Origin of the sequence: Crateriforma spongiae, from assembly GCF_012290005.1 — a bacterium.
Lineage (GTDB): Bacteria > Planctomycetota > Planctomycetia > Pirellulales > Pirellulaceae > Crateriforma > Crateriforma spongiae.
In genome coordinates this window covers 611147-635060 of sequence record NZ_JAAXMS010000002.1, presented here as the reverse complement: position 1 = coordinate 635060, position 23914 = coordinate 611147, and the positions used below count along the sequence as shown (strand labels likewise).

The 23914-nt window shown below is 57.5% G+C and carries 18 protein-coding genes; 7 read left to right on the top strand and 11 right to left on the bottom strand.

Annotated elements, in window-relative coordinates; genetic code table 11:
* Window positions 1-261: 261 nt before the first annotated feature.
* From HFP54_RS06505 to HFP54_RS06455, 11 genes are all read right to left on the bottom strand, one after another.
* Window positions 262-870: an RNA polymerase sigma factor gene (locus HFP54_RS06505; RefSeq protein WP_146410467.1), complete on the bottom strand. Its 609-nt coding sequence runs from the start codon at window positions 868-870 to the stop codon at window positions 262-264.
* Between the two features lie 4 nt (window positions 871-874).
* Window positions 875-1561, bottom strand: a complete 687-nt coding sequence (locus HFP54_RS06500; protein ID WP_146410468.1) for an FHA domain-containing protein — start codon at window positions 1559-1561, stop codon at window positions 875-877.
* Window positions 1562-1849: 288 nt separating this feature from the next.
* Window positions 1850-2632, bottom strand: a complete 783-nt coding sequence (locus HFP54_RS06495) for a lipoate--protein ligase family protein (RefSeq protein ID WP_168564489.1) — start codon at window positions 2630-2632, stop codon at window positions 1850-1852.
* 3 nt (window positions 2633-2635) lie between these two features.
* The gene (gene gcvPB / locus HFP54_RS06490) at window positions 2636-4102 is read right to left on the bottom strand and encodes an aminomethyl-transferring glycine dehydrogenase subunit GcvPB (protein ID WP_146410470.1); all 1467 of its coding nucleotides are present in this window, start codon (window positions 4100-4102) and stop codon (window positions 2636-2638) included.
* 79 nt (window positions 4103-4181) lie between these two features.
* Window positions 4182-5552, bottom strand: a complete 1371-nt coding sequence (gcvPA, locus tag HFP54_RS06485; protein WP_168564488.1) for an aminomethyl-transferring glycine dehydrogenase subunit GcvPA — start codon at window positions 5550-5552, stop codon at window positions 4182-4184.
* Window positions 5553-5696: 144 nt separating this feature from the next.
* Window positions 5697-6089: a glycine cleavage system protein GcvH gene (gcvH, locus tag HFP54_RS06480; protein ID WP_146410472.1), complete on the bottom strand. Its 393-nt coding sequence runs from the start codon at window positions 6087-6089 to the stop codon at window positions 5697-5699.
* A gap of 58 nt (window positions 6090-6147) precedes the next feature.
* Window positions 6148-7263 carry a glycine cleavage system aminomethyltransferase GcvT gene (gene gcvT / locus HFP54_RS06475; protein WP_168564487.1) on the bottom strand — a complete coding sequence of 372 codons (1116 nt, stop codon included), beginning with the start codon at window positions 7261-7263 and terminating at the stop codon, window positions 6148-6150.
* 249 nt (window positions 7264-7512) lie between these two features.
* Complete coding sequence (gene rnr, locus HFP54_RS06470; RefSeq protein WP_168564486.1) at window positions 7513-9792, bottom strand: ribonuclease R; 2280 nt, start codon at window positions 9790-9792, stop codon at window positions 7513-7515.
* A gap of 134 nt (window positions 9793-9926) precedes the next feature.
* Window positions 9927-12125, bottom strand: coding sequence for a bifunctional SulP family inorganic anion transporter/carbonic anhydrase (locus HFP54_RS06465; RefSeq protein WP_168564485.1), 2199 nt, complete (start codon window positions 12123-12125; stop codon window positions 9927-9929).
* A 237-nt stretch (window positions 12126-12362) separates the two neighbouring features.
* Window positions 12363-13691: a phosphomethylpyrimidine synthase ThiC gene (gene thiC / locus HFP54_RS06460; RefSeq protein ID WP_145303543.1), complete on the bottom strand. Its 1329-nt coding sequence runs from the start codon at window positions 13689-13691 to the stop codon at window positions 12363-12365.
* Window positions 13692-14036: 345 nt separating this feature from the next.
* Window positions 14037-15545: a c-type cytochrome gene (locus HFP54_RS06455; protein WP_168564484.1), complete on the bottom strand. Its 1509-nt coding sequence runs from the start codon at window positions 15543-15545 to the stop codon at window positions 14037-14039.
* 367 nt (window positions 15546-15912) lie between these two features.
* On the opposite strand from HFP54_RS06455, the gene HFP54_RS06450 reads away from it, so the two are divergent.
* From HFP54_RS06450 to HFP54_RS06420, 7 genes are all read left to right on the top strand, one after another.
* Window positions 15913-16830, top strand: a complete 918-nt coding sequence (locus tag HFP54_RS06450) for a UDP-2,3-diacylglucosamine diphosphatase (RefSeq protein ID WP_168564483.1) — start codon at window positions 15913-15915, stop codon at window positions 16828-16830.
* Window positions 16831-17129: 299 nt separating this feature from the next.
* Window positions 17130-18335 (top strand): BtaA family protein, encoded by a 1206-nt coding sequence (locus tag HFP54_RS06445; protein WP_168564482.1) that lies wholly within the window; start codon window positions 17130-17132, stop codon window positions 18333-18335.
* Complete coding sequence (locus HFP54_RS06440; RefSeq protein ID WP_168564481.1) at window positions 18332-19060, top strand: class I SAM-dependent methyltransferase; 729 nt, start codon at window positions 18332-18334, stop codon at window positions 19058-19060. The genes HFP54_RS06445 and HFP54_RS06440 overlap by 4 nt, the downstream gene beginning before the upstream one ends.
* Window positions 19057-20919 (top strand): methyltransferase, encoded by a 1863-nt coding sequence (locus HFP54_RS06435; protein ID WP_168564480.1) that lies wholly within the window; start codon window positions 19057-19059, stop codon window positions 20917-20919. The genes HFP54_RS06440 and HFP54_RS06435 overlap by 4 nt, the downstream gene beginning before the upstream one ends.
* Window positions 20920-20949: 30 nt before the next feature.
* The gene (locus HFP54_RS06430; protein ID WP_206036023.1) at window positions 20950-21441 is read left to right on the top strand and encodes a DUF1801 domain-containing protein; all 492 of its coding nucleotides are present in this window, start codon (window positions 20950-20952) and stop codon (window positions 21439-21441) included.
* A gap of 160 nt (window positions 21442-21601) precedes the next feature.
* Window positions 21602-22987, top strand: coding sequence for a Gfo/Idh/MocA family protein (locus HFP54_RS06425; RefSeq protein WP_146410482.1), 1386 nt, complete (start codon window positions 21602-21604; stop codon window positions 22985-22987).
* A 4-nt stretch (window positions 22988-22991) separates the two neighbouring features.
* The gene (locus HFP54_RS06420; RefSeq protein WP_235951301.1) at window positions 22992-23903 is read left to right on the top strand and encodes a hydroxypyruvate isomerase family protein; all 912 of its coding nucleotides are present in this window, start codon (window positions 22992-22994) and stop codon (window positions 23901-23903) included.
* The last annotated feature ends 11 nt before the right edge of the window (window positions 23904-23914 follow it).

Genomic DNA, 23914 nt, shown 5'->3' with positions numbered 1-23914 from the left:
CCACACAGGCCGCCGAAGCCCAGGTGATCGAAGACGGCTTGGTGCTCCGATTTTTGGAAATGCGATGCTTGGTGGCAGGTGTTTTTGGCGGATAATTCGCCGTGGCGACGGGCTCCATCTGCTGAATTGAACGAGCCACCGATAGATTCACGGCGCATGTCGAGCAGTGTTTCGCATGCTCGATCAGTTGCGGATCCTGATGGACCGGCTGGCGACGGTCCATTTGATCGTCCAATCGCTGTTGGAATTGTTCGCATCGGATCATGATCGGGCCTCCGAAACGAAGGACGGCGTCGGGGCAACCGCTGGCGTTACCGGTTCGTCGGGGCGAATTGCCGGCGTGACATCACGGTTCCGCAGGTGCTGCATCATGGCACGGCGTGCACGGTGAACCCAGGTCTTGGCGGTCCCGGTTGGGCAACGCAGTCGCCTGGCAATTTCGTCGTAACCGATGCCATGTTCATGAAACAATTCGAAGGCCTCACGCTGCTTGACGGGTAACTGCCGCAGCGCGAGGTGCAATTCTTCGCGAAGCAAGACCGTGTCCGGCTGGCCCACCGGGCAATTGGCGTCCGCCAACGCCGACATGGCCGGTTGGCGCGATTGTTTGGACAGCCAAGTTCGACAGCGGTTGGTCGCAATCGATAAAAGCCACGGGCCAAAGGGCTTGTCGGGATCGAAACGATCGATGTACTTCGCCGCGCGTGCGAACGTTTCCTGTGTCACGTCTTCGGCATCTTGGCGATGTTGAAGCCAGCGAAAACAAGCTTGGAAGACGACCGATTGATGACGCACCAGCAATTGTGACAGCGCGGCCCGATCGGAACACGCGCGACGTGCCAGAGCCGCGTTGGTTTCGGCTGTCGACACGGAATCAGCGTCCGGTGAAGAAACGTTTCAACGCGTCGTCGGCAGCGTCGCGTGAGTTTTCCGTCAAGTTGCGTCGCTTATCGTCCGGCAACTTGCCCGGCTTTTGCTTTGATGGGCGCTTGGGCTTTTCTGATTCTTCGACGGACAATTCGCCGCTGTCACTGTCGCTGTTGGTGCCGTGTTCCGCGTCCACCGACTCCGGTGCATCGATATGAAACTGCCGGGTTTCTGGATCCGCCAACTGACGCACGCGATCAATTTGGTCGGCTTCGTCTAGCCAACTGCTGACGTCGATATCTTCGAAGCGGCTTTCCTCGGCACCGGATTGCACCACGCGTTCGGCGGCATCGCCCACGTTTTTGACTTCGGGCTTCTTGGCGGCATTGAGACCGTGTTCGATCAGAATTTCAAATTCTAGCTTGCCGATTCGCAAACGATCACCGGGTTTCAAGACCTTGGCCTTGTCCGGTGGCAAGCGTTTGTCGTTGACGAAAGTTCCGTTGCGGCTTTTCAGGTCCTGCAGCAGGACGCGACCGTTTCGTAACACCAAGATGCAATGCTTGCGGCTGACCGATTCGCTCTTGGGGCGAAGTTGGCAAGATTCGCTGCGTCCGACCAAGAACTTTTCGGACGCGACCGCGATCTCTTTTCCTTCGTGACTTCCCGTGCAGACTTTCAGCTTGACCAGCATGCGACACCCTTTTTGTCAATTCATTGCCGTGTCGAGGCTCCGGAAACTATCGAGCCAAAGGCTCGGTTGGAAGAATCGAAACCGCGACATGGTTTCAATTTACAGCCTTCGTCAAATCTCCAAACCGTCTTCCGCAGGTTGGAGCGGGACCTGTAAATCGATCTCCCAGTTTATACCGAATCTTGGTGGGAATGAATGCCGATAACACGCCGTTACAGCGATAATATCGCCCGTCGCGGGCTTCAAATTTTTACTCCCCTCTGTGTTTTTTGTCTGCAGTTTTCGCGATCAGCGGCGGTGTGTCCAAGAAGGCTCGTCGAATCTCTGGGCTCGGATGATTGCGGCTCGGTCAACTACCGACGCGGGCAATTCGGCTTCTTGGAACCGCCAATGCCGATTTTCGGCGAGCGTAGTGCACCACCGAGCCGCGACCTCCGTTGCTGTCAGCCGGGCCCCCGACAGCTCGGCAATCCCCGGCAATTCCGGGGCGTATGGGCTGACCGACAGCAGCAGACTGCCGTGTTGTAAGACCGCGTCACCGCTGCGACGTTGGGCGCTTCCCAGCACTTTGTAGCCGGCCACCAGCAGGTCTTCGTCGGTGCGTCGCTGGAAACAAAGGAAAGGCGGCGGTGTTGACCCGTCCGCCGGCGGCGGCACCACGGATGGCTTGGAAACGCTTGCCCAGCGGACCGCGGAGATGCCGTCACTGTGAAGCATGTCGGTCACGGTGCCGTGCATGATTTCATACAGATCGGTTCGCGTGGCCGTTTGCTGACGAGGTTGCGGGACGACCAGGCTGTACGTCAATTCCCGATGATGGACGATCGCGCCGCCGCCGCTGCTGCGACGTACCAAGTCGATGTTTCGACTGTGTGCGTGATCCTGACGACCAGCCGACGCCTGAAAGTATCCCAGAGACAGTGTCGGACGTTTCCAGGTGTAGAAACGAAGGCATCCGGGGGCACCCGATGCGACCGATTCCAACAGCGCCTGATCGATGGCCATGTTGGTCGGGCCGTCAAATTCGCTGGGTTGAAACAATCGCAGCGAGAAAGGTTTCACGACCGCCATTGATCAATCGGTTTCGGACTTTGGTTGCCATCGCAGCACGGGACGCCGCGCGGCGGTAACGTCATCCGGTCGGCTGATACGAGTCGTATGAGGCGCTTCGTGAACCAAGTCGCCGGCTTCCTCGGTGATTCGGAACAGTGCTTCGGCAAAAGCGTCCAACGTTTCTTTGCTTTCCGTCTCGGTCGGTTCGATCATCACGGCTTCATCGACGACCAGTGGGAAATAGACGGTGGGGGCATGAAATCCGTAGTCCAGAATTCGCTTGGCCAAGTCCATCGCCGACAATCCGTGTTGTTTCTTCAGCTTGGTCGCCGATGCGACGAATTCGTGCATGCAGCGTTCGCCGTGTGGAACATCCATGATGTGCTTGACTTTGCTTAGCAAATAATTTGCACCCAGTAGTGCGTCTTCGCTGACGCGACGAAGTCCTTCGCCACCGTAGGTCCGGATGTAAAGGTAAGCTCGCACCAAAACCCCGACATTGCCAAAAAAGCTGCGGACACGACCGATGCTGTTGTCGGGGCGTCGCAATCGGTAGGTTCCCCGATCGTCTTTATCCACGATCGGTGATGGCAGGTACGGCGCCAGGAAATCACGAACACAGATCGGACCGGCACCCGGGCCGCCACCACCGTGCGGTCCGGAGAACGTCTTGTGTGGATTGAAGTGCATCAGGTCGGCACCAAAATCACCAGGCCGCGTGATGCCCAGGATGGCATTCATGTTGGCGCCGTCCAAATAGATCAGGGCTCCTGCCTGGTGCACCAAGTCGGTGATTTCCTTGATCTGTGAATCAAACAAGCCCAAGGTGTTGGGGTTGGTCAACATGAAGACGGCCGTTTGGTCATCCAACTTGGCACGTAAATCGTCCATGTCGACCAAACCGTCGGCATTGCTTTTGACCGCCTTGGTTTTGAACCCGGCCATCTGGGCGCTGGCCGGGTTGGTGCCGTGTGCCGAATCGGCCGTCAACACGATTCGGCGGTCTTCACCGGAGTCACGGAAATAGGCAGCCGCCACCAACAACGCAGTTAGTTCACCGTGCGCACCGGCGGCCGGTTGCAACGACACACCAGGCAGACCGCTGATTTCCGCCAGCATGTGTTGCAGGTCATACAACAACGCCAGCAAACCTTGCGTGGTGCCTTCGGATTGCATCGGGTGCACATCAAGGATGCCGGGCAGCGATGCCAGGCGTTCGTTCCGCTTGGGGTTGTACTTCATCGTGCAGGAACCCAGCGGATAAAAATGGGTATCCACGCTCATGTTCAGCGTCGATAAACCGACGAAGTGACGGACGACATCGCCCTCGGCCAGCTCCGGCAACGGTGGTGGTTGATCGGCCCGGTGTTCATCAGGAATCAAGTGTTCGACGTCTGGCGAATCAATGTCCAGGTCGTCCAACCGATGGGCACGGCGTCCGGGACGGCTTAATTCAAACAGCAGATTGGTGGCTTGTTGGTTTCGCATGATGCGGACAAATGACTTGGAACCGGATGGCGAAGATGGAAGACGCGTGGCACGCTTGATCGGGTGCCTTCGTGATGGCTTAGGCGGATGCCACAGCCGAACGGCACGGCGCGTCGGCGAGAACAGCGGCCAGCCGGTCGATGTCATCGCGGCTGCGTTTTTCCGTCACCGCCACGAGAAAGCAATCATTCATGGACGGGTCGAATTGGCCCAAGGCAACGCCGGCCAGAATGCCCTGAGATTCGGCGTGCCGTAGCAAACCGTCGACATCATCGGATCGGTCGCGGACCACAAACTCCTTGAACACCGGTCCGTCGTGGACGATGTCGAATCGGTCCGACGCGGTGATTCGTCGTTTTGCGTAATCAGCTTTCCGCAGACAGTGTGACGCGGTTTCGCGTAAGCCTTCAGGGCCCAGCAAGCTAAGGTAGACGGTCGCCCGCAAGGCCAACAATGTTTGGTTGCTGCAGATATTGCTGGTCGCTTTTTCGCGACGAATGTGTTGTTCTCGCGTTTGCAACGTCAGGACCCAGCAGCGATTTCCGCGGCGGTCGGTGGTTTGCCCGGCGATTCGCCCCGGCAGACGTCGTACCAAATCTTCTCGGCACGCCATGATGCCCAGGTAAGGACCGCCGTATTGCAATGGGTTGCCCAGGCATTGGCCTTCCGCCACCGCGATGTCGGCTCCCAAGTCACCGGGGCGCTTCAGCAATCCGGTGCTGATCGGATCGAACGATTGAACCAGCAACGCGCCCTTTGCATGTGCCGCATCGGCGATGGCGGTGACATCTTCCAGTCGCCCCAAGAAATTGGGGTGCTGGATCAGCACGCAGGCGGTTTGTTCATCGATGGCCGAAATGATCGCTGACGAATCCCCGTTGTCACCAACGGGAACCGTGACCAAAGTGGCGCCGATGTTTTGCAGATAGGCTTCCAGGATATCGCGGTATTCCGGGTGGACGGCTTCGCTGGTGATGACCTTTTCACGGTTGCGAACCGAAGCCAACGCCATCAGGACGCCTTCGGTGGCCGCCGAACCACCGTCATACAGACTGGCGTTGCTGACGGCTAATCCGGTGATTTGGGTGATCAACGTTTCGTATTCGAACATCACCTGCAGGTTGCCCTGGCTGACCTCGGCCTGATACGGCGTGTACGACGTGTAGTATTCGCCGCGGGAAGCGATTTCATCGACCGCTGCGGGAATGAAATGATCGTAGGCGCCACAACCCAAGAAGCATGCATGGCTGGATGCCGACGAGTTTTGGGCGGCAAGCCGACGCATCTCCGATTCAAGCGTTAGTTCACCAGCCGCATCGCCCAAGTCCAGCGGCCGCTGCAATTGGACATCTTGGGGAACTTGTTGGTCGATGATCTGCTGGACCGAATCGGCGCCGATCGATGCCAACATCTGTGCACGGTCGGCGTCGGTGTGAAATAGATAGGCCATGACGCTGTTGCAAAGGTTTTTCAGAGGCGTGTTTGATCGCTTCCTTGACCAGAGCGTCGGTCGTCCTGTCCGACGTTTCGTAATGCTGTGACGGAATTGCGGCCGTGCCTTGCAAGCCGGACGGTCCGATCTGTGAGGTGCAGGTCAGCCCGCTTCGCTGCACTGTTTTTCATAGGCCGCATGGTCCATCAATTTTTCGACTTCCGACGCATCGGTCATCTTGATTTTGATGATCCATCCGAATTCGTAGGGGTCTTCTTTCAGGTTGTCCAAGTTGTCCGGCAACTCGGTGTGGACTTCGACCACCTGTCCGGATACCGGGCTGTACAAAGGGCTGACCGCTTTGACAGATTCGACTTCACCGATTTCGTCTCCCACGGCGACATCTTTTCCGACTTCGGGCAGGTCCATGTAGACCAAGTCGTTCAACTGTTCAATCGCGAAGGCGGAGATGCCGATCGTTGCGACGCCGTCATCGCCTGCATCGACCCACTCATGAGTTTCCGCGTAGCGAAGTTTGGATGTGTCACGGGCCATCTTGGGTCTCCTGAAAGATCTGAAAACGGAAATCGTGGGGAACGCGTGTGCGCGGGGTTCAGCGTTTGTAGAAGGGCAGGGCGGTCCGAATCGCTGCGACGCGTTTGCCGCGGATGTCGATTTCGAATCGCTGGTTGTCGGCTTGTGCCGCGTCGATGCTGGCCATCGCGATCGGTCGTCCCAAAGTCGGCGATGGGGCACCGCTGGTGACGCGTCCGATCACTTGGCCGTCGGCCGATACGACGTCACAACCTTCGCGGGCCGGACGTTTTCCTTCGGGCAACAATCCGATTCGCACCTTTGGGGGACCGGCATCGGCAATCTGACGCAGCGCTTCGTCGCCGATGAAAGATCGGTCCTTCAGGTTGCAGGCGAACGAAAGTCCGGCCGACAGTGGGTCAATCTGTTCGGTCAATTCGTGACCGTACAGTGGCATGCCGGCTTCCAAACGCAGCGTATCGCGTGCGCCCAAACCCGCCGCAATCACACCGTGGTCGCGTCCGGCCAACAACAAGTTTTCCCAAACACGCGGTGCGTCTTCGGCACGCACGATCAATTCGAATCCGTCTTCGCCGGTGTAACCCGTTCGGCTGACGATCGCAGGTTTCTGAAACTGTTCGGTGATCGTAGCGCGGTAATATTTCAGACGCGACGGCGGCACCTTGAACAGTCGATCGCAAAGTTCGATGGCTTTGGGCCCTTGGACAGCGATCATCGCGGTCAATTCCGTCCGGTCGGTCAGCGTGACGCCGGGGAAATCGTCCAAGTGAGGTTGGATCCATTTCCAAATCTTTTGGCGATTGCTGGCGTTGACCACCATCAGGTGGTAACGCTGGCCGGACGGTGTTTCCAGGTGTGAAACCAGTACATCGTCCAACACGCCGCCTTCGGCATTACAGAGCAATCCGTATCGCACCCGGCCGACCGGCATGTCGCTGACGCGGCGTGTCAGCAAGTGATCCAGCAACGCTTCGCTGCCCACGCCATCAAACCGCAGGCGTCCCATGTGCGAGACGTCAAAGAGTGCCGCCGCTGTGCGGCATGCTTGATGCTCGGCGACGATTCCGCCACCGGCGTATTGCACGGGCAGCGCGTAGCCGGCAAAGTCGACCATTTTCCCACCGGCTTGGCGGTGCCAGGAATCTAACGGCGTGGTGGCCGGGGCCAAATTCATGAATGCTGGTCCTGGGTGCACAAAGGTATCGCCGTAGCAAACGCGATCGATACATCGCGATGCCGTAGGAATCAATTGCCGTGATGGAAAGGATCAGTGTTGGGGCGACCGTATCGGCCACCTCGGTCGTCCAGTGTAGACGACCCGTCACGACCGCCTACCCCCGATTTCACATTGCCGCGATGGCTGGGGGGAAAGCCGAACAAGCCATCGGGACGATGATGCGCGGAATCACCCCCGTGTCGGCGATTAGCGTCTGCGACGTTTCTTTTTTGCGCGCCGATCCGTCTGTCGCTTGGCTTTGTATTTCGGTTTTTTGCTGTTCCGCTCGCGCGGACGATCCGCGGACGACGACGCACTGTGGTTGGTGACCACTTCCAAAAACAATTGACGGTCCTGTAGATCGACGTTTGCGATCTTCACCGTCAGTTGGTCGCCGAGGCGAAATTGGTTTCCTTTTTTGAATCCGACGATCATCTGACCGCGTCGTTCAAAGCGGTACTGGTCCTTGGGCAAACTGGAAACGGGAATGAATCCGTCGACCGGCAATTTGATGCATCTCGCGTGCAGCCCGTCGGCGAAAACTCGGCTGATGACCGCGGACAAAGTTTCACCGACCTTCTTTTTCAAAAAGTGCAGCAATTTCAGTTCGATCAATTCCCGTTCGGCCTGTTGTGCGTTGCGTTCCATGTCGCTGCAGTGATGGCCGAGCTTGACCAATTCGGCGAACGAGTCGTCTGGACGCGAGCCTTCGTTGGCAGGTGAACGATTTTCAATCAATCGCTGGACCAATCGGTGCACCGACAAATCGGGGTACCGACGAATGGGGCTGGTGAAGTGACAATAGTGTTCCATGTCCAAGGCATAGTGACCTTCGCGATTGGGCGCGTAGATCGCTTTGCTCATTGCTTTCAACACGGCAAAGTTGACCGCGTTTTCCAGCGGCTTGCCCGCAACGGCGTCCAGAATCGCCTGGATTTCAAATCGGCTTTCGACCGACTGTTTGGTCAAGCCCAAGTCTTGCAGGAAGGTCGACAGTTGCCGCAATTTGCGCCGCTCGGGCGGTGCGTGAATTCGGTGCAGGAAATTCAATTCTTGGTCGTCCAGCCAGGTTGCAACCGCCTGGTTGGCCGCCAGCATGAACTCTTCGATGATCTGGTGGCTTTCGGTGTGTTCGACCAGATAGGCACCTTTGACTTTACCGGTGCGATCCAAATCCAGTTTGATGTCGGGCATGTCCATCGACAGTGATCCCGATTTGAATCGACGTCGCCGGATGTGCATCGCCAATTCATGCATCCGTGACAGCAGATCGCAAACCGCGTCGCCCCATTTGCCGCGATGCTGTAGCGGGTCGGCCAAGAAGCGATCGACTTGTTCATAGTTCAATCGCATGTCACTGCGGATCGCAGCGTTGTGCACTTCGGTGTGTGTGATGACTAGGTCGTCGGTGTATTCAATTTCGACGGTTTTGGTCAGCCGCATCTTTTCCGGCTGCAAGCTGGCCAAGTGGTTGCTGATGATTTCAGGGATCATCGGTACAACGCGGTCGGGCAAATAGACACTGGTCGCACGGTTCTGGGCGTCGCGATCCAGCGGGCCGCCGGGACGTACGAAATGACTGACATCGGCGATATGGACCCACAATCGCCAACGGCCGTCTTCGCGTTCCAGCGAGATCGCGTCGTCGAAATCACGCGCGTCACGCGGGTCGATGGTGATCGTCAGCTTGTCGGTCAGATCCAGCCGATCGTCCGGCACCGATTCGTCGTCAAAAGCGTCGGCGGCCTGGCGGGCGTCGTCCAACACCGCTTCGGGAAAGTGGTCGGGTAACGCAAATTGCCGCATGATCGACAGCGTGTCGATCGCGGGATTCTTGCTGGTGCCCAGTCGTTCCAGGATGACCGCTTCACCGCCCAAGCCATCTTCACCGGGGAACTCCACCAGTTCGACAAAAACTTTGTCGTCGGCCGTCAATGGCATCCCCCGAACGTCTCCGACATGCACCGGGTGTTCGTAGGGCGTCCCATCCAGGTAAACGACCGGAGATCCTTGTTCGTTTTGAAACGTGCCGGTGAACTGGCGACGAACCCGCTGCAGAACCTGAACGACTTCGCCCTCGGTGCCGCCACGTCGTCCGGGTTCGATGCGGACTTCGACAATGTCGCCTTCCAATGCCCCCATTGTTTTGCCGGGGGGCACAAAAATATCGTCGGGGACTTCGGCGTCACGATCGTTGCCGCCATCGCCGGGGCGGACAAACCCGAATCCGCCGCCCATGGCGCGGCGAAACTTGCCGCGCAGGGTGTCCGATCCGCCTTCGAAAGCGCTGGCCGGAATGACCAAATGGTTCCCGCCATAGACCAGGCGGCCTTCAATGACCAATTGTTTGATGACGCGCCGCAATTCGCGATACTCATCCGGATCCAGCTTCAAAGCGGCCGCGATGTGTTTCGGTTTGCTGGGGCGATATTCGGCCGTATGGACCAACTGCATCAGGCGGTCGGTCAATTTTTGAGAGACTTCCATGGGGCGCAGGATACCCGTGCGTCGCGGGAACGGTAAGGATCAAAGGTTGCCGAAGTGGGCGGCGCGGCGAAGTGACATGCATGGCCCCGCCCGATGTGACGCCCGGGCGATGTCGATGGCGCGGGCAGTTCCGGTCAAGTGGCCGCCGTGTCGGAGAGTCGTTCAATCATGCCGCCGAAGAATTCGACACGGCCTTCTTTCAGGTGGTACATGCCGCCGACGATATCGACTTTGCCCTCTTTGATCAGGTTCGCAACGATTTCGCTGCGACGGATGATTTCGTCGATCACGTGCAAAACATTTTGCTTGGCGACTTGATCGACAAATTCGGCGTCTTCTTCGCCCGTATGGTGGCTTCGGACGTTCTGTGCGATCGGCGAAATCTTTTCGATCAGCTCGGTCACGTGTCCCAGTTTGACGCCTTGGCAAGCCGCGGTGACCGCACCGCATCGGGTGTGTCCCAGGACGACGATCAGATTCACTTCGCCGACTTCCGCGGCGTATTCCAACGATCCCAGGACGTCTTCGTTGACCACATTTCCGGCCACACGAACGGAAAAGATGTCACCGATGCCGACGTCAAAGACCAGTTCCGCCGGGACGCGACTGTCGATGCACCCCAGCAGCGCGGCCATCGGGTGTTGAGCTTCGGACGTTTGATCGCGTTGGTGTGACCAATCACGTTCCAGCATTTCGCCGGACAAGAACCGCTCGTTGCCCCGGCGAAGCAAGTTCAATGTTTCCAGCGGTGTCAATTCCGCTTGCTTGGCTCGGGTCACGACATCGCTGTAGCCCTTGCGGTCTTCCAAGGCATAGCGATCACGGAAACCGACAAAGCTGACATCGATTTTTTTGGCGGGCGCTTTGACATCGCGAAAGTCACGGATCGTGTCCAAGACGTCGGGGTCGATGTACTCGGTCTTGCTGGCGTCCAAGATCAGGTGACTGCCCTCGGCAAACTTGTCCAGCGTCTTGCGGACGCGTGATTGATTCAAGAACGTCAGGTGTTGGCCGAATTTCAAGCGTGTCACATTTCCGGTGACCGGGTTTTCTTGCTCGCTCAAAAATGGCGTGCGTTCCATTGATCGCAAAACAAAGATCACACCGACGATCAAACCAATGACGATTCCGATCAGCAAATCGGTGAACACAATTGCCAGAACGGTCAGGGCGAACGGCAGGAATTGATTCCAGCCTTTGTTCCAGGCGTCCATGAAGATTGCCGGTTTGGCCAGTTTGTAACCGGTGAACAATAGGATCGCCGCCAAAGCTGATAACGGGATCTGTTCCAACAACCAGGGGATGGTGAACACGGTGCCGCCCAGCCAAATGCCGTGCATGATCGTGGAAGCTTTGGACTTGGCCCCCGAGTACACGTTCGCGCTGCTGCGGACGATCACGCTGGTCACCGGCAGGCCGCCGATCAAACCGCTGCAGATATTGCCAATGCCTTGGGCGTACAGTTCGCGGTTGGCCGGGCTGACGCGTTTCAATGTGTCCAAGCGGTCGACCGCTTCCAAGTTCAGCAAGGTTTCCAGTGATGCGACCAAGGCGATGGTGACCGCAGCCAGATACAGCTGTGGATCCTGCAGCGCACTGAAATCAGGGAATGTAAACAGACCGGACGACGAATCGGCGCCGCCGGAAAGTTGCACTCGGTGGCTTGCACCCAGGGCATAGTCGGGGGCAATCAGCCCGACCAATTCGTTGATCAGTGTGCCCACGACGACCGCCACCAAGGGGCCGGGGATGGGAGTCTTTCCGGAAAAGCGTTTCTCCCAAAAAATCAGAATGCACAGGCATCCCAGGCTGATTACCGTTGCCGTGACGCTGAACGCTTCGAACATGTGCCCCAGTTCGGTGAACGTGTTGTAGCCGTCGGCTTGAAAGAAACTGAAATCGCCTTCGGCATCGCGGTCATAGCCCACCGCGTGTGGCAACTGTTTCAGAATCAGGATGACACCGATCGCCGTCAGCAGGCCTCGAATCACACTGGACGGAAAGTAATAGGCAATGACGCCGGCCCGCATCGCGCCCAAGAAAACCTGGATCACGCCGGCCAGCGAAACGGCCAGGACAAACGCCTCGAACGATCCCAACGCTTCGGTTTGGGCAATCACGATCGCCACCAAACCGGCCGCCGGACCACTGACGCTGGTGTGCGATCCGCTGATCGAACCGACGACGATTCCACCAATGATGCCCGCGATCAGCCCGCTCATCAGCGGCACGGGGACCGCTTCACTGCTGGATGCAAGGGCGATCCCCAGGCACAGGGGCAACGCCACCAAAAAGACCGAAATGGAGGCGGGAAGATCGTCGCGAAGTTTCATACAACCGGGCGGTCTTTGGGGATCTATCGTGTCGCCGGGCGTTCACCAATTTAGCCGACCATCGAAGGGGCAAACGCGTGGCGGCGGTGGCGTGGCGGTGGTGTTGCACCGAAGCGACCAAGCGAGGTGCCGGTGGCACCCATCGGGAGAAGCGATCAGGCCCGGGGCCTTCGATTCACGTGGTCGCTATGGCAAAGGAGGCTGAATCGGCGTGTGGCGTGGCATTGCCGTCGACGCTTACGGTTCCAGATTCACCAGCTTTTTCTCGCGGGCCATTTTACGAATGTCTTCGGTGATCTTCATTGAACAATACTTCGGGCCACACATGCTGCAAAAACTTGCACTTTTGAAGGTTTCTTGCGGCAATGTCTCGTCGTGATAGCGGCGAGCGGTTTCCGGATCCAGTGACAGGCGAAACTGTTCGTTCCAGTCGAATTCGAATCGTGCTTTGGACAGGGCGTCGTCCCGGTCCTGGGCACCCTTTCGGCCCCGCGCGACGTCGGCGGCATGGGCGGCGATCTTGTACGCGATCACACCCTGTTTGACGTCTTCTTCGTTGGGCAATCCCAAGTGCTCTTTGGGCGTGACATAGCACAACATTGCGGCGCCGTACCATCCGGCCATCGCGGCACCGATCCCGCTGGTGATGTGGTCGTATCCCGGTGCGATATCAGTAACCAGTGGACCCAAGACGTAGAACGGGGCGCCGTTGCAGACTTCGATCTGCTTTTCGATGTTCATTTGGATCTGGTGCATCGGGATGTGTCCCGGGCCTTCGACCATGACCTGCGTGCCGTTTTCTTGCCCGCGTCGGGTCAATTCACCCAGCACGTCCAGTTCGGCAAACTGTGCCGCGTCGGAGGCATCGGCGATGCTTCCGGGCCGCATCCCATCGCCCAGGGACCAGGTGACATCATATTGCCGCATGATGTCACACAGATCGTCAAAAGCATCGTACAGCGGGTTTTGTTTGTTGTGCGCCATCATCCACTTGGCGATCAACGATCCGCCGCGGCTGACGATGCCCGTGACCCGATTGACGCTCAGGTGCAGGTGTTCCAGTTTGACGCCACAGTGAATCGTCATGTAATCGACACCCTGCTTGGCCTGGTGTTCGACCATGTCCAAAAAGTGCTGGGCGTTCATGTCTTCGATGTTGCCGCCCAGTTCTTCCAGCATCTGATAGATCGGCACTGTGCCGATCGGAACGGGGCTGTTGTCGATGATGACGCGGCGGATGTTGTCGATGTCTTTTCCGGTCGACAGATCCATCACCGTGTCGGCGCCATGATGGATGGCGGTCCGCAACTTTTGCAATTCTTCGTCGGCGTTACTGGTGACCGCGCTGTTGCCGATGTTGGCGTTGATCTTGCACTTTGCGGCGATGCCGATGCCCATTGGTTCCAGCGCACCGGCGGCGTGAACCTTGTTGGCAGGGATGACCAATCGGCCGGCGGCCACTTCGTCCCGAATCAGTTCGGCGTCCAAGCCCTCACGCTCGGCAACGAATTTCATTTCTGCGGTCACTTCGCCGGCGCGAGCGGCCAGAATCTGTGTGCTGGTCATCGAATCGAACTCCTTAAATTCTGGTCGCCACGGCGCGAGGCCTCCTCGACGCAGCGGCCGTATAGGTCGGTGTTGGCGGCGACGATGGGCGGTCGTTGGGCGTCCGCCATGCGTCGCCGTCGAGCGAACACACCGTTATACGCATGCCCGGCCTTGCCGAGTAGACGGGCGATTTTCGCCCGGCCGGCGACCGATGTGACGGTTCGCGACCGCGGTGCGGTACCGGCACTCAGAGAGCGATGACGACGGTTCGAAAGAAATCGAAAGCCGATCGACTTCGATAGCGAAACGTGACGACAAAGAAGACGCGTGCCGCCATATCCATAGCGACACGTGGCGACGCCGCTACAGCGTCTTCAGGTACTCCAGCACGGCACGCTTTTCCGGCTCCGTCAGGACATCGGGATAGTCATGGCCGATGCGACTTTTGCCGGGCAGGCCGGTGTCGAAATAGGTGCGGCGGACGGCGGCGTCGGAAACGTCGGCGGGGACTTGATCCACCACTTCGTGACACAGCCCGATTTCCTGTGAATCGAACTCCAGGCGATCCGAACGCCAAACCGCCGGCCGCTGGTCGGGATTCAATACACCCCACAACGTGGGCACGCTGCCGTTGTGAAAGTACGGCGCGCTGGCCCAGACGCCGTCCAGCGGTGGTGCGACGTAACCATCGGGAGATGCAATGCTGCGGCGTTCCGCAGTTTCCGTTTTGGCGAACCAACTGTCGGCGTACTTCTGGCGGCCGCTGACCGATAACGCATCGAAACGCACACGATCGGTGCCGATGTCATCGATCGGAATCCGCTGGTTGGGATAGGTCCCGTCGGTTCCATAAGTGCCATGGCACCTGGCACAGTGTTCCTCGAACAAAACTTTGCCTTGTCGCGCGACGGCCGTGTCAATTTTTCCTTCGAATTTCGGCGGCATCAACGAAGACAGGTACGCGTAGACGTCGCGGAAGTCGTCTTCGTGATCGGAAAAGAACGTCGGGCCGTTCTCAGGCACCAACATGAACTGCATCAGTCCACGATGCCCTTTGGCCGCGAACCCGTCGATGTAGATGTACGGTCGCTTTGCGAAGTGCCACCACGGCGGTGCGTCCATGTCATGGTGTGTGAACTTGCCCGGAATCTTCGGTTGGAAATTCAGGTCGGCGTCGCGGTAATGCATCAAGCCCATGCCAAAGACCACCGCGTTGGTGGTGCCGTGAGTGCTGCCCAGCGGAATGACCATTGCGCCCAGATCCATCCGCGCCAATGGTTTGCCCAGGATCCACTTGGTCGCCCGAATTTCTTCGGTCAACGTTTGTAGTGCAAATCGGTTGTTGGGGGCGCCGGGGTACGGTCGCCCGTCGACCATGCCGCCGTGGCAGGTGAGACAGTTCATTGTCCAGCGTCCCTGATCATCGACGACGTACTGCATCGGTCGGTCATCGGGCCGGTCGTCGGTGTCACGAAGTCCCGCCGGACGCGGCGTCAGGCCATAACGCTCGAACGCCATCTGTCGTCGAATTTCCGGTGGGGATTGTTTGGCGCGGCTTCGCAACGGTTCCGGCCAGCTTTGCCAGACCGCATCAAACGTTTCCTGGTCAAAGTCGGCGGGGATCAGGGGGGTCTCGAGCAGCAGGCGGAGCCCACGCCGGGCGTCGCCGCCGACTGCCTCGGCAGACGCTTCGACTGACGCGAAAGAACCGGAGTTTTCGGCGCAAACGACGGAACCCAACAGGCTCGTAGTCAGAACCAGCGCGAACGAGCCGACCAATTGCTGGACGCTCAGCGGGCACCGTTTGGTCAGACCCACAACGATGATTTTTTGATAAATCCAGGCAATCGACGGGACAGGAAAGCGACGCATGACGCGGATCGGACCGATGACGGAAGGGACAAAAGGCAATCATTCTGGGACGCCGGAGCGGCAAGCCGGCGAAATCCTGCGATTGCACCGTTCCTTTACTGTATCCCGCAGTCGATCGTCCCCGTTCACACCGCCTTGATCGATACCGCCCAGCGGCGTCGTTGGTGGTCAGGCGGCGGAGCCTGCAAAACCCCGGATGATCAACGAATTTCGCCTTCGATGCTGACAAACTTTGCACAACACGTATGTCAGCGTCATCGAATCTGAACACTCAGTTGCTATTGTTCGACTCGTTCGCCAGGAAGCGAAGTATCCCGATCGCGGTCGCCTGTCGGTGCCGCGGATTCCCGAAACGACGGAACACCCCATGGCCTCTGCTGCAACGTCGGTCCGGACCCTTCTGATCAGCGACGTTCATCTCGGATGCAAGCACGCACAAGTCAAAGCCTGCTTGGACTTTTTGCAATCCTATCAACCAGAACAGATTTATCTGGTGGGTGATTTCATCGACGGTTGGAAGTGCAACAAGGGATGGCACTGGCCGGACGAATGCAACCAGATTCTGAATCACTTAGAGCAGTTAATCCGCGAAGGCACCGAGGTGTTTTATGTGCCCGGCAATCACGACGCGTTTCTGCGAAACGCCGACTATCTGCGGATGATTCCGGAAGCATTTTCCCAAGTGAAAATCGCCGATGAATTCGTGTTTGAAACCCTGCAGGGCTGGCGCTTGCTGATCACCCACGGCGATCTGTTCGACTTCTTTGAAACCCGGGCACAATGGGTGTCTCGCGCGACCGCCGGCGTGTACGACTTTGTGCTTAGCCTGAATCGGTGGGTCAATCGACGACGCGTCGGGTCGAATCCCTATGGTGCGTGTGCGTTTTTGAAAGACCGAGTCAAACGAGGCGTTCGGTTCATCAGCAGTTTCGAATCATCGATCATGCAGCACGCACGACAGCGACGTTGCGAAGGCGTGGTGTGTGGGCACATTCACACCCCGGCGATCGTCCGCCGCAAAGACTCCATTTACTTCAACACCGGCGATTGGGTCGAAAACTGTACCGGATTGGTGGAGCACCACGACGGCACGATTCGCTTGGAATCGACCTATGGAACCCCCAAAACCCTGCAATTGAATCCTCACGAACGATTGGCGATGCGGACCCGGTCGGCTTCGGCCGACGATCGATCGGATTGGTACTACGGCGACGATACCGAACGCTTCGATGGAAACGCCGGTGTGGAATCGGAATTCGAAAAGGTGCGTCAGATCGCGGGCTAGTTCGCACCGCACGGGCCAGGGACCTGCACACGTTGGCTGATTCACCGGCGACACTTCTTCGACCGTCAGCCTTTCCAGGTTTCGGTCGTTTTTTTTGCGCCGCGGGTCGCCGTTTTGGGCTCTGAAGCAAAGGCCGAACTTCGCCGGACGCCGTCAAGCTTGGCGGAACGTCATCATCGGCAAAGTTGTTGTGATGTTTGTGTAAACGTTTGGGTGTGGTCGCGTGGCCAGAGCCGGCCAGTCTGGTATTTTCCCGCCATCCACCCGCGTGAATTTTCGAATAGGACCGTTTGCCCGCCATGGCATTTCAAGGTATCGCCAATCGTTGCTTTAACGTCGTTCACAAGCAAAACCTGATTTACAACACGTGCTGGGAAGATCCGTTGCTGGATCGCCAGGCGTTGCAGTTGGGGCCACAAGATTCAGTGGCTTTGATCACATCAGCGGGATGCAATTCGCTGGACTATGCGTTGGAAGGCCCGGCGGAAGTCCACGCCATCGACGTCAATCCGCTTCAAAACGCCCTGCTGGAGCTGAAAATCGCCGCCATCCGGTCGTTGGAGTTCGATGATTTCTTTCAGCTGTTCGGACATGGACGCCACGCGGACTGGCAATCGATTTATCGCGATCGCGTTCGTGACCAGTTGTCGGACGTGGCCAAACGGACTTGGGACAAGCGGATCAACTTCTTTGACGGCAGCCATCGTCGACGCAGTTTCTATTTTCGGGGCACGTCCGGGCTGTTCGCTTGGCTGATCAACCGGTACGTCCGTCGGCGGCCCGAACTGCGAAGCGCCGTCGATGAATTGCTGGAAGCCGATTCGCTGGAACAGCAGCGTGAAATCTATCGTCGGCGTAACGTCGATCATCTGCTGTGGACTCGTCCGCTGCGGTGGATGCTGCGTCGCGATGCGACAATGGCGATGCTTGGTGTACCGCGTAGCCAAAGGAATCAGATTGATCGTGACTATCCCGGCGGCTTGGCAAAGTTCATCCAAGACCGGATCGCGCATGTGTTTCAAAACATGCCGCTGAAGGACAACTATTTTTGGCGGGTCTATCTGACCGGCGAATACACCCCGGAATGCTGTCCAGAATATTTGCGGGCCGACAATTTTTCGGCACTCAAAGCGGGATTGGTCGATCGCATCAAGGTTCACACATCGACGGTGGAAGGCTTTTTGCGGCAACATGATCGGCCGATTTCACGCTACGTGTTGCTGGACCACATGGATTGGCTGTACGACCGTTTTCCGGATCTGTTGGTCAGCGAATGGCAGGCGATCGTCGATCGTGCATCGGCGCAGGCACGTGTGTTGTGGCGCAGTGCCGCGTTGCAGGTCGATTTCGTCGATCCGTTGCAAGTGACAATCGATGGCAAGCCAGTCCGCGTGGGTGATTTGTTGACCTATCAAAACGAATTGGCGGCGTCACTTCATCAAGACGATCGCGTCAACACCTACGGAAGTTTCTATATCGCAGATTTGCGAGGGTTGGCGGCATGACCGATTGGGCAAGCGATTTGCGAGTGCTACGGCAATTGCTGTGGCATCGAACCACCGGCGATACGCACCAAGAACGGCTGGAAAGTTTCTACGGCCGACAAGCCGGCGATTACGATTCCTTTCGACGTCGCATGTTGCACGGCCGTCGACCGTTGATCGATCAGATCGATTTTCCCGCAGGCGGGACCTGGGTCGACCTGGGATGCGGCACCGGCGAAAACGTTTTGTTTGCGGGATCAAAGGCGGCACGGCTGAAAGACATTCATCTGGTTGATCTTTCACCGTCTCTGTTGGAAAAGGCGGGGCAGCGTCGCGTCGCCGACAGTTCCACCAACATCCAAACGCATTTGGCTGATGCGACGTTGTTTGATCTGCCGGATCAGTCGGTCGACGTCGCCACTTTCAGCTATTCGTTGACGATGATTCCCGACTGGTTCGCCGCGGTTGAAAATGCGTTGCGTATGTTACGACCCGGTGGAATTTTGGGCGTCACGGATTTCTTTGTTTCTCGCAAGCACGCTGATGAAGACTTGGTTCATCACGGCTGGTTGAAACGCACGTTTTGGCAACAGTGGTTCGCCATGGACAACGTGTTTTTGTGTGGCGATCACCTGGCAATGTTGAAACGTCGGACGCGGGTTGTTCACTTGGACCAACATCGGGGCAAGGTTCCCTACTTGCCTCTGTTGAAGGCACCTTACTACGTCTTTTTGGGGCGAAAATGAGTACGGCAACGACACGAACCGCATCCCAGCACGCTGTTGATTGGATCGGTTGGTGGACATTGATCAGCCAAACCGACGCGCGCCAGCGTTGGCAAACGTTGTCGCTAGAGTTTCTTTGCTTTCATCGTCGGCCTTTGAACAATTTGTTGCACGGGATCACGACGCCCGTTTCTTTGGTCGGGTTGCAAGGCTTGTTGGTTCTGGCCCATCCATCGTTATTGCTGTGGACGCTGCCGTACCTGGCGGTCCTTTGGTTTTGGATTCCCGCGGTCGTGTTCGTTCCGACCGCCGCCATCGTTCTGGGGTCTGCCGCGATCGCGTATTCGTCGCAGTTAGGCTTGTGGGTTTCTCTGGGACTGTTTTTGGGTGGGTACTTTGGCCAAGACTTGGCTCACCTGCTGACCGGCGAACGCACTTACCAGAGCAGTTACAGTCGCACGGGAAATCGCTGGATGCACTTCGTTTGGCATCTGGTTTATCAGGTGCCATTGGTCGTGTTGTCATGTTTGCAGCGGACAACGTCACCGCTACGCATGCTGGTTCAGCGAAAAGCAATCCACTTTCACAGGTTGCAAGGTTCGCAATCGGAATCGGATTTGCAATCGATTCGCCAGTGGGCAACCGAACTGCATCCCAGCCCGTCGCAAAGCGTGCACTATTGGCCGGCCGATATGCAGGGTGACCCCAAGGCGGCGTTCGATCGTTTGGCCGTCCAGCCAGACCTGATGCGCCGGATTCGGCGTTTCCATGGGGCCGGGTACGAAGTGGCCCCGGTCTTTGGCATGAACGAGTTGTATGTCACTGGGCCGCCCAAACGCAGCACGTCCGATACGGTCTTTTACATGTCGCATGTCGACGGGCCGTTTTCGGTGTTTCCGGGCGCCAGGCTTTATCGATGCATGGTGGCTACCAGTCCAAACACAACGGTGACCACTCATTTTCCGATGGTCGGTGCCGCCTATGACCAGCCGGAAAGCTTTCGACTGGAGACCGGTCAAACGGTCGCCTTTGATTTCAATCGCGAATTGCATTACATCACGCGTGACGCATCCGCGGACCAGGTCGGGCCACGCGTGAATTTGAAGTTGCACTTCGTGGCGTATCCCAAAGTGATGCGTTGGTATGGAAAGCTGCTGGATCGTTGGACGACGTCCTACGACATCAAAGCTCGCAACCTGTTCTTGCAGACGATCGCGCCCGATGCATTGTTCAGCCGATGGAAGGCGCAATGGGTTTTGGCATCCACGAAGTTTTATGAATGGGCGGTGCGGTACGTTGGGTGGACCAATGTCGCGTACGTGGCGTTGGTCGCAATCATTGCCGCATGTGTGGGTGATTATCGCTGGTTCGTTTTGGCCACCAGCTTTGTGCATTACTTGATCTACTTGGGAACACTTCGCGAACGTCGCGGGGTGGCATTCGGATTGTTTGTCCGGGACGCGATCTTCTTCAAAGCCGTGGCAATGGCACAGCTGATCGGCTTGTTCGCCTGGACGCTGTTGTCCGCGGCGCCCTCGACCGCGACGATCGCCATCGCCGTGGTGACGATCGGATTTTCTTTGTCCGGCTATGCGGCACATCTGTTGGGGCTGCGGCGAACGTATTTTTCATCGGAATTGGGTTTGGATCCACCAAAGCGAATCGACACGTTTCCTTACGGATACATCCCACATCCGATGATCGCCGGTACGTTGTTGGCGCTGGCTGGGATTGCTTGGGTGGCACCCGTCGGTGGATTCCTGTTCTGGGTGGCGGTGATTCACTCGGTTTTTTACTTGTGTGTTCTTCTGCATGAAATCGTTGTTCACCGCGAGCGAACCGGCCACCAATCCACTGCTGATGCGGATGGGGTATTCTGATGGCTTTCCTGTCACAACGGTGCAGCAGCCATGGTGCAAAGCAAAGCCACGTCAGTCGATCAGTATCTGGCGGAGCTAAGTCCGGAACGGCGTGAGATTCTTTCGGCGGTTCGCCAAGTCATCCAAAAGAATTTGCCGGTCGGATACCAGGAGGGGATGCAGTACGGCATGATCGGCTATTACGTGCCGCATGACTTGTATCCGGCGGGTTACCACTGCGATCCCAAGCAGCCCTTGCCGTACGCCCATCTGGCGTCGCAGAAGAACTATTGCTCGCTGTATCTGTGCATCTATCAAGACAGCGACGACATGGCATGGTTTTCCGAACAGTGGGCCAAGACGGGCAAGAAGCTGGACATGGGAAAATCGTGCGTCCGGTTCAAGAAACTGGATGACCTACCGCTGCCGTTGATAGGTAAGGTCATCAAACGCTATCCGGTCAAGAAGTTCGTTCAGCGATATGAAACGCTGATGGAAAATTACGGGCCCAAACGCATGCGTGGCAAGAAAAAGTCGACCTAGATTCAGTGCGAATCCAACGGCCTGTGACGCGGCTGATGTGCAACTGGTGTCGGCTGTCCATTTCTGCTGGAGCCAACTGGGGAATCCCCACGGCGACGTCCGCTGCTCATACAATCGGGGGTTCCCCACTTTGTTTCCACAGGCGTGAGAAGACCCGACCATGAATCAGCGACCGAACGCGGACCAGCTTGGATCAAATGCAAAACTGGATCGCCGCACGTGCTTGAAGAAAACACTCGCCGCCGGGGCGGCCACCGTTCCCGCTGCGATTCAGACGAAGGCGTTTGCGGCGGGATCGGATGAAATCAAAGTGGGTTTGATCGGATGCGGCGGTCGCGGCAGCGGGGCGGCGGCTCATGCCATGACCACGGGAAAAAACGTCACATTGACCGCAATGGCTGACGCGTTCGAGGATCGTCTTTATTCCAGCATGATGTCGTTGTCGAGCGGCAAGGCGGGCAAATCAAAGGTCGAAAAGGGCGAAGGATTCGGCGGCGCGATGCGAGTCCCCGGCGAACAACGGTTCGTCGGTTTGGATGCTTATCAACGCATGATGGACAGCGATGTTGATCTGGTCATCCTGACCGGGCCTCCCGGGTATCGCCCGCTGCATTTCGAAGCGGCTGTGGACGCCGGCAAGCACGTCTTTATGGAAAAACCGTTGGCCACCGATCCGCCCGGAGTGCGCCGCATCCTGGCGGCCGGTGACAAGGCAAAGGAAAAGGGGCTGAAAGTCGGCGTCGGCCTGCAACGACACCATCAAGCGACCTACCAGGAAGCAATTCGCCGGATTCATGACGGCCAAATCGGACGTATCGTCGCCATGCGGTGCTTTTGGAATGGTGGACCGCCGGCCAAAAATGCGATTCCCCGGGAACAGATGACGGAATTGGAGTATCAGGTTCGCAACTGGTATTTCTTCGATTGGCTAAGCGGCGATCATATTTGCGAACAACACATCCACAACCTGGACATTTGCAATTGGGTGAAAGGCGGCTTGCCGGTCAGAGCCCAAGGCATGGGCGGACGTCAGGTCCGGACCGACAAGCGTTTCGGAAACATCTTTGATCATCATGCCGTGTTGTATTTCTACGAAGACGGCGTTCCGATGCACAGTTACTGTCGCCAGCAATTGGGATGCATGCGGCAGGTCGGTGAGATTATCGAAGGCAGCGAGGGAACAGCGGAACTGGGTACCTCGCGTTGCAAGCTGACGGCGGCCGACGGAACGATCATTTGGCAGACACCGCGGCGGCGTGGCGACGACTACATGAGTCCCTATTTGGTCGAATGGCATGATTTGATCGATGCCATCCATGGTGAAACGGACTACGACGAGGTCGACTATGGTGCAACCAGCACGATGACCGCGATTCTGGGACGATTCGCGACCTACAGCGGAAAAGAAATCGGCTGGGATGAAGCGTTTGCCAGCCAAAAGGTGACCACCACCGATTCGGTCGATTGGAAGTCTCCGGCTCCGGTGCAACCGCTTGCCGACGGCTCCTATCGTATTCCCACCCCCGGTGTCACCAAAGTACTGTGATCTAATGATGAAACGACGAGAATTTTTGCAGGTTGCCGCTGCGGCATCAGCGGGTGTTGTGACCACGACGCCATCGGTCCGCGCTTCAGAATCTGTCACGCGGTTCCGCATGGCCTTTGCGCCCCACTTCGGAATGTTCGCAAGTTCCGCAGGTGACGATCTGGTGGACCAATTGAAATTTGCCGCCGACCAAGGCTTTACCGCCTGGGAAGACAACTTGATGCGCGACCGAAGTGTGGCGGATCAAGAGCGGGTCGCCGCGGCGATGCAGCAGTTGGAGATGAAAATGGGAGTGATTTCCGCGCTCCGCGGAATCAAGAAGGCGGTCAGTTTTGCCGGCGACAACGCTGGGGAACGTGACATCATCGTCCAGGCGTTACGCGACGTGGTTCCGGTTGCAAAGCGTGTGAACGCGACCCACATGACGGTGGTTTGCGGTCTGGCCGATCCGAAACTGCCCCGCGACTATCAGACCGCCAATGCGATTGATTTGCTCAAGCGATGCTGTGATGTCGTCGAACCACATGGTTTGGTGATGGTGTTGGAACCGCTGAATAGCAAGAAGAACCATCCGGGGATGTTTCTGAGCGAATCACCACATGCCTATCAAATCTGTAAAGCGGTGGGGCGTCCGTCGTGCAAAATTTTGTTCGATATCTACCACCAGCAGATCACCGAAGGAAACCTGATTCCCAATATCGAACGCTGCTGGGATGAAATCGGCTATTTCCAATGCGGCGATAATCCGGGACGCAAAGAACCCGGAACGGGAGAGATCCATTATGGAAACGTTTTCCAGCACCTAGCCGATGCGGGGTACGACGGGATCGTGGGCATGGAACACGGTAATTCCAAGCCAGGTGTGGAGGGCGAACAAGCGGTGATCGACGCATATCGCAGCGTCGATCCCGCTTGAACGGTATCGCA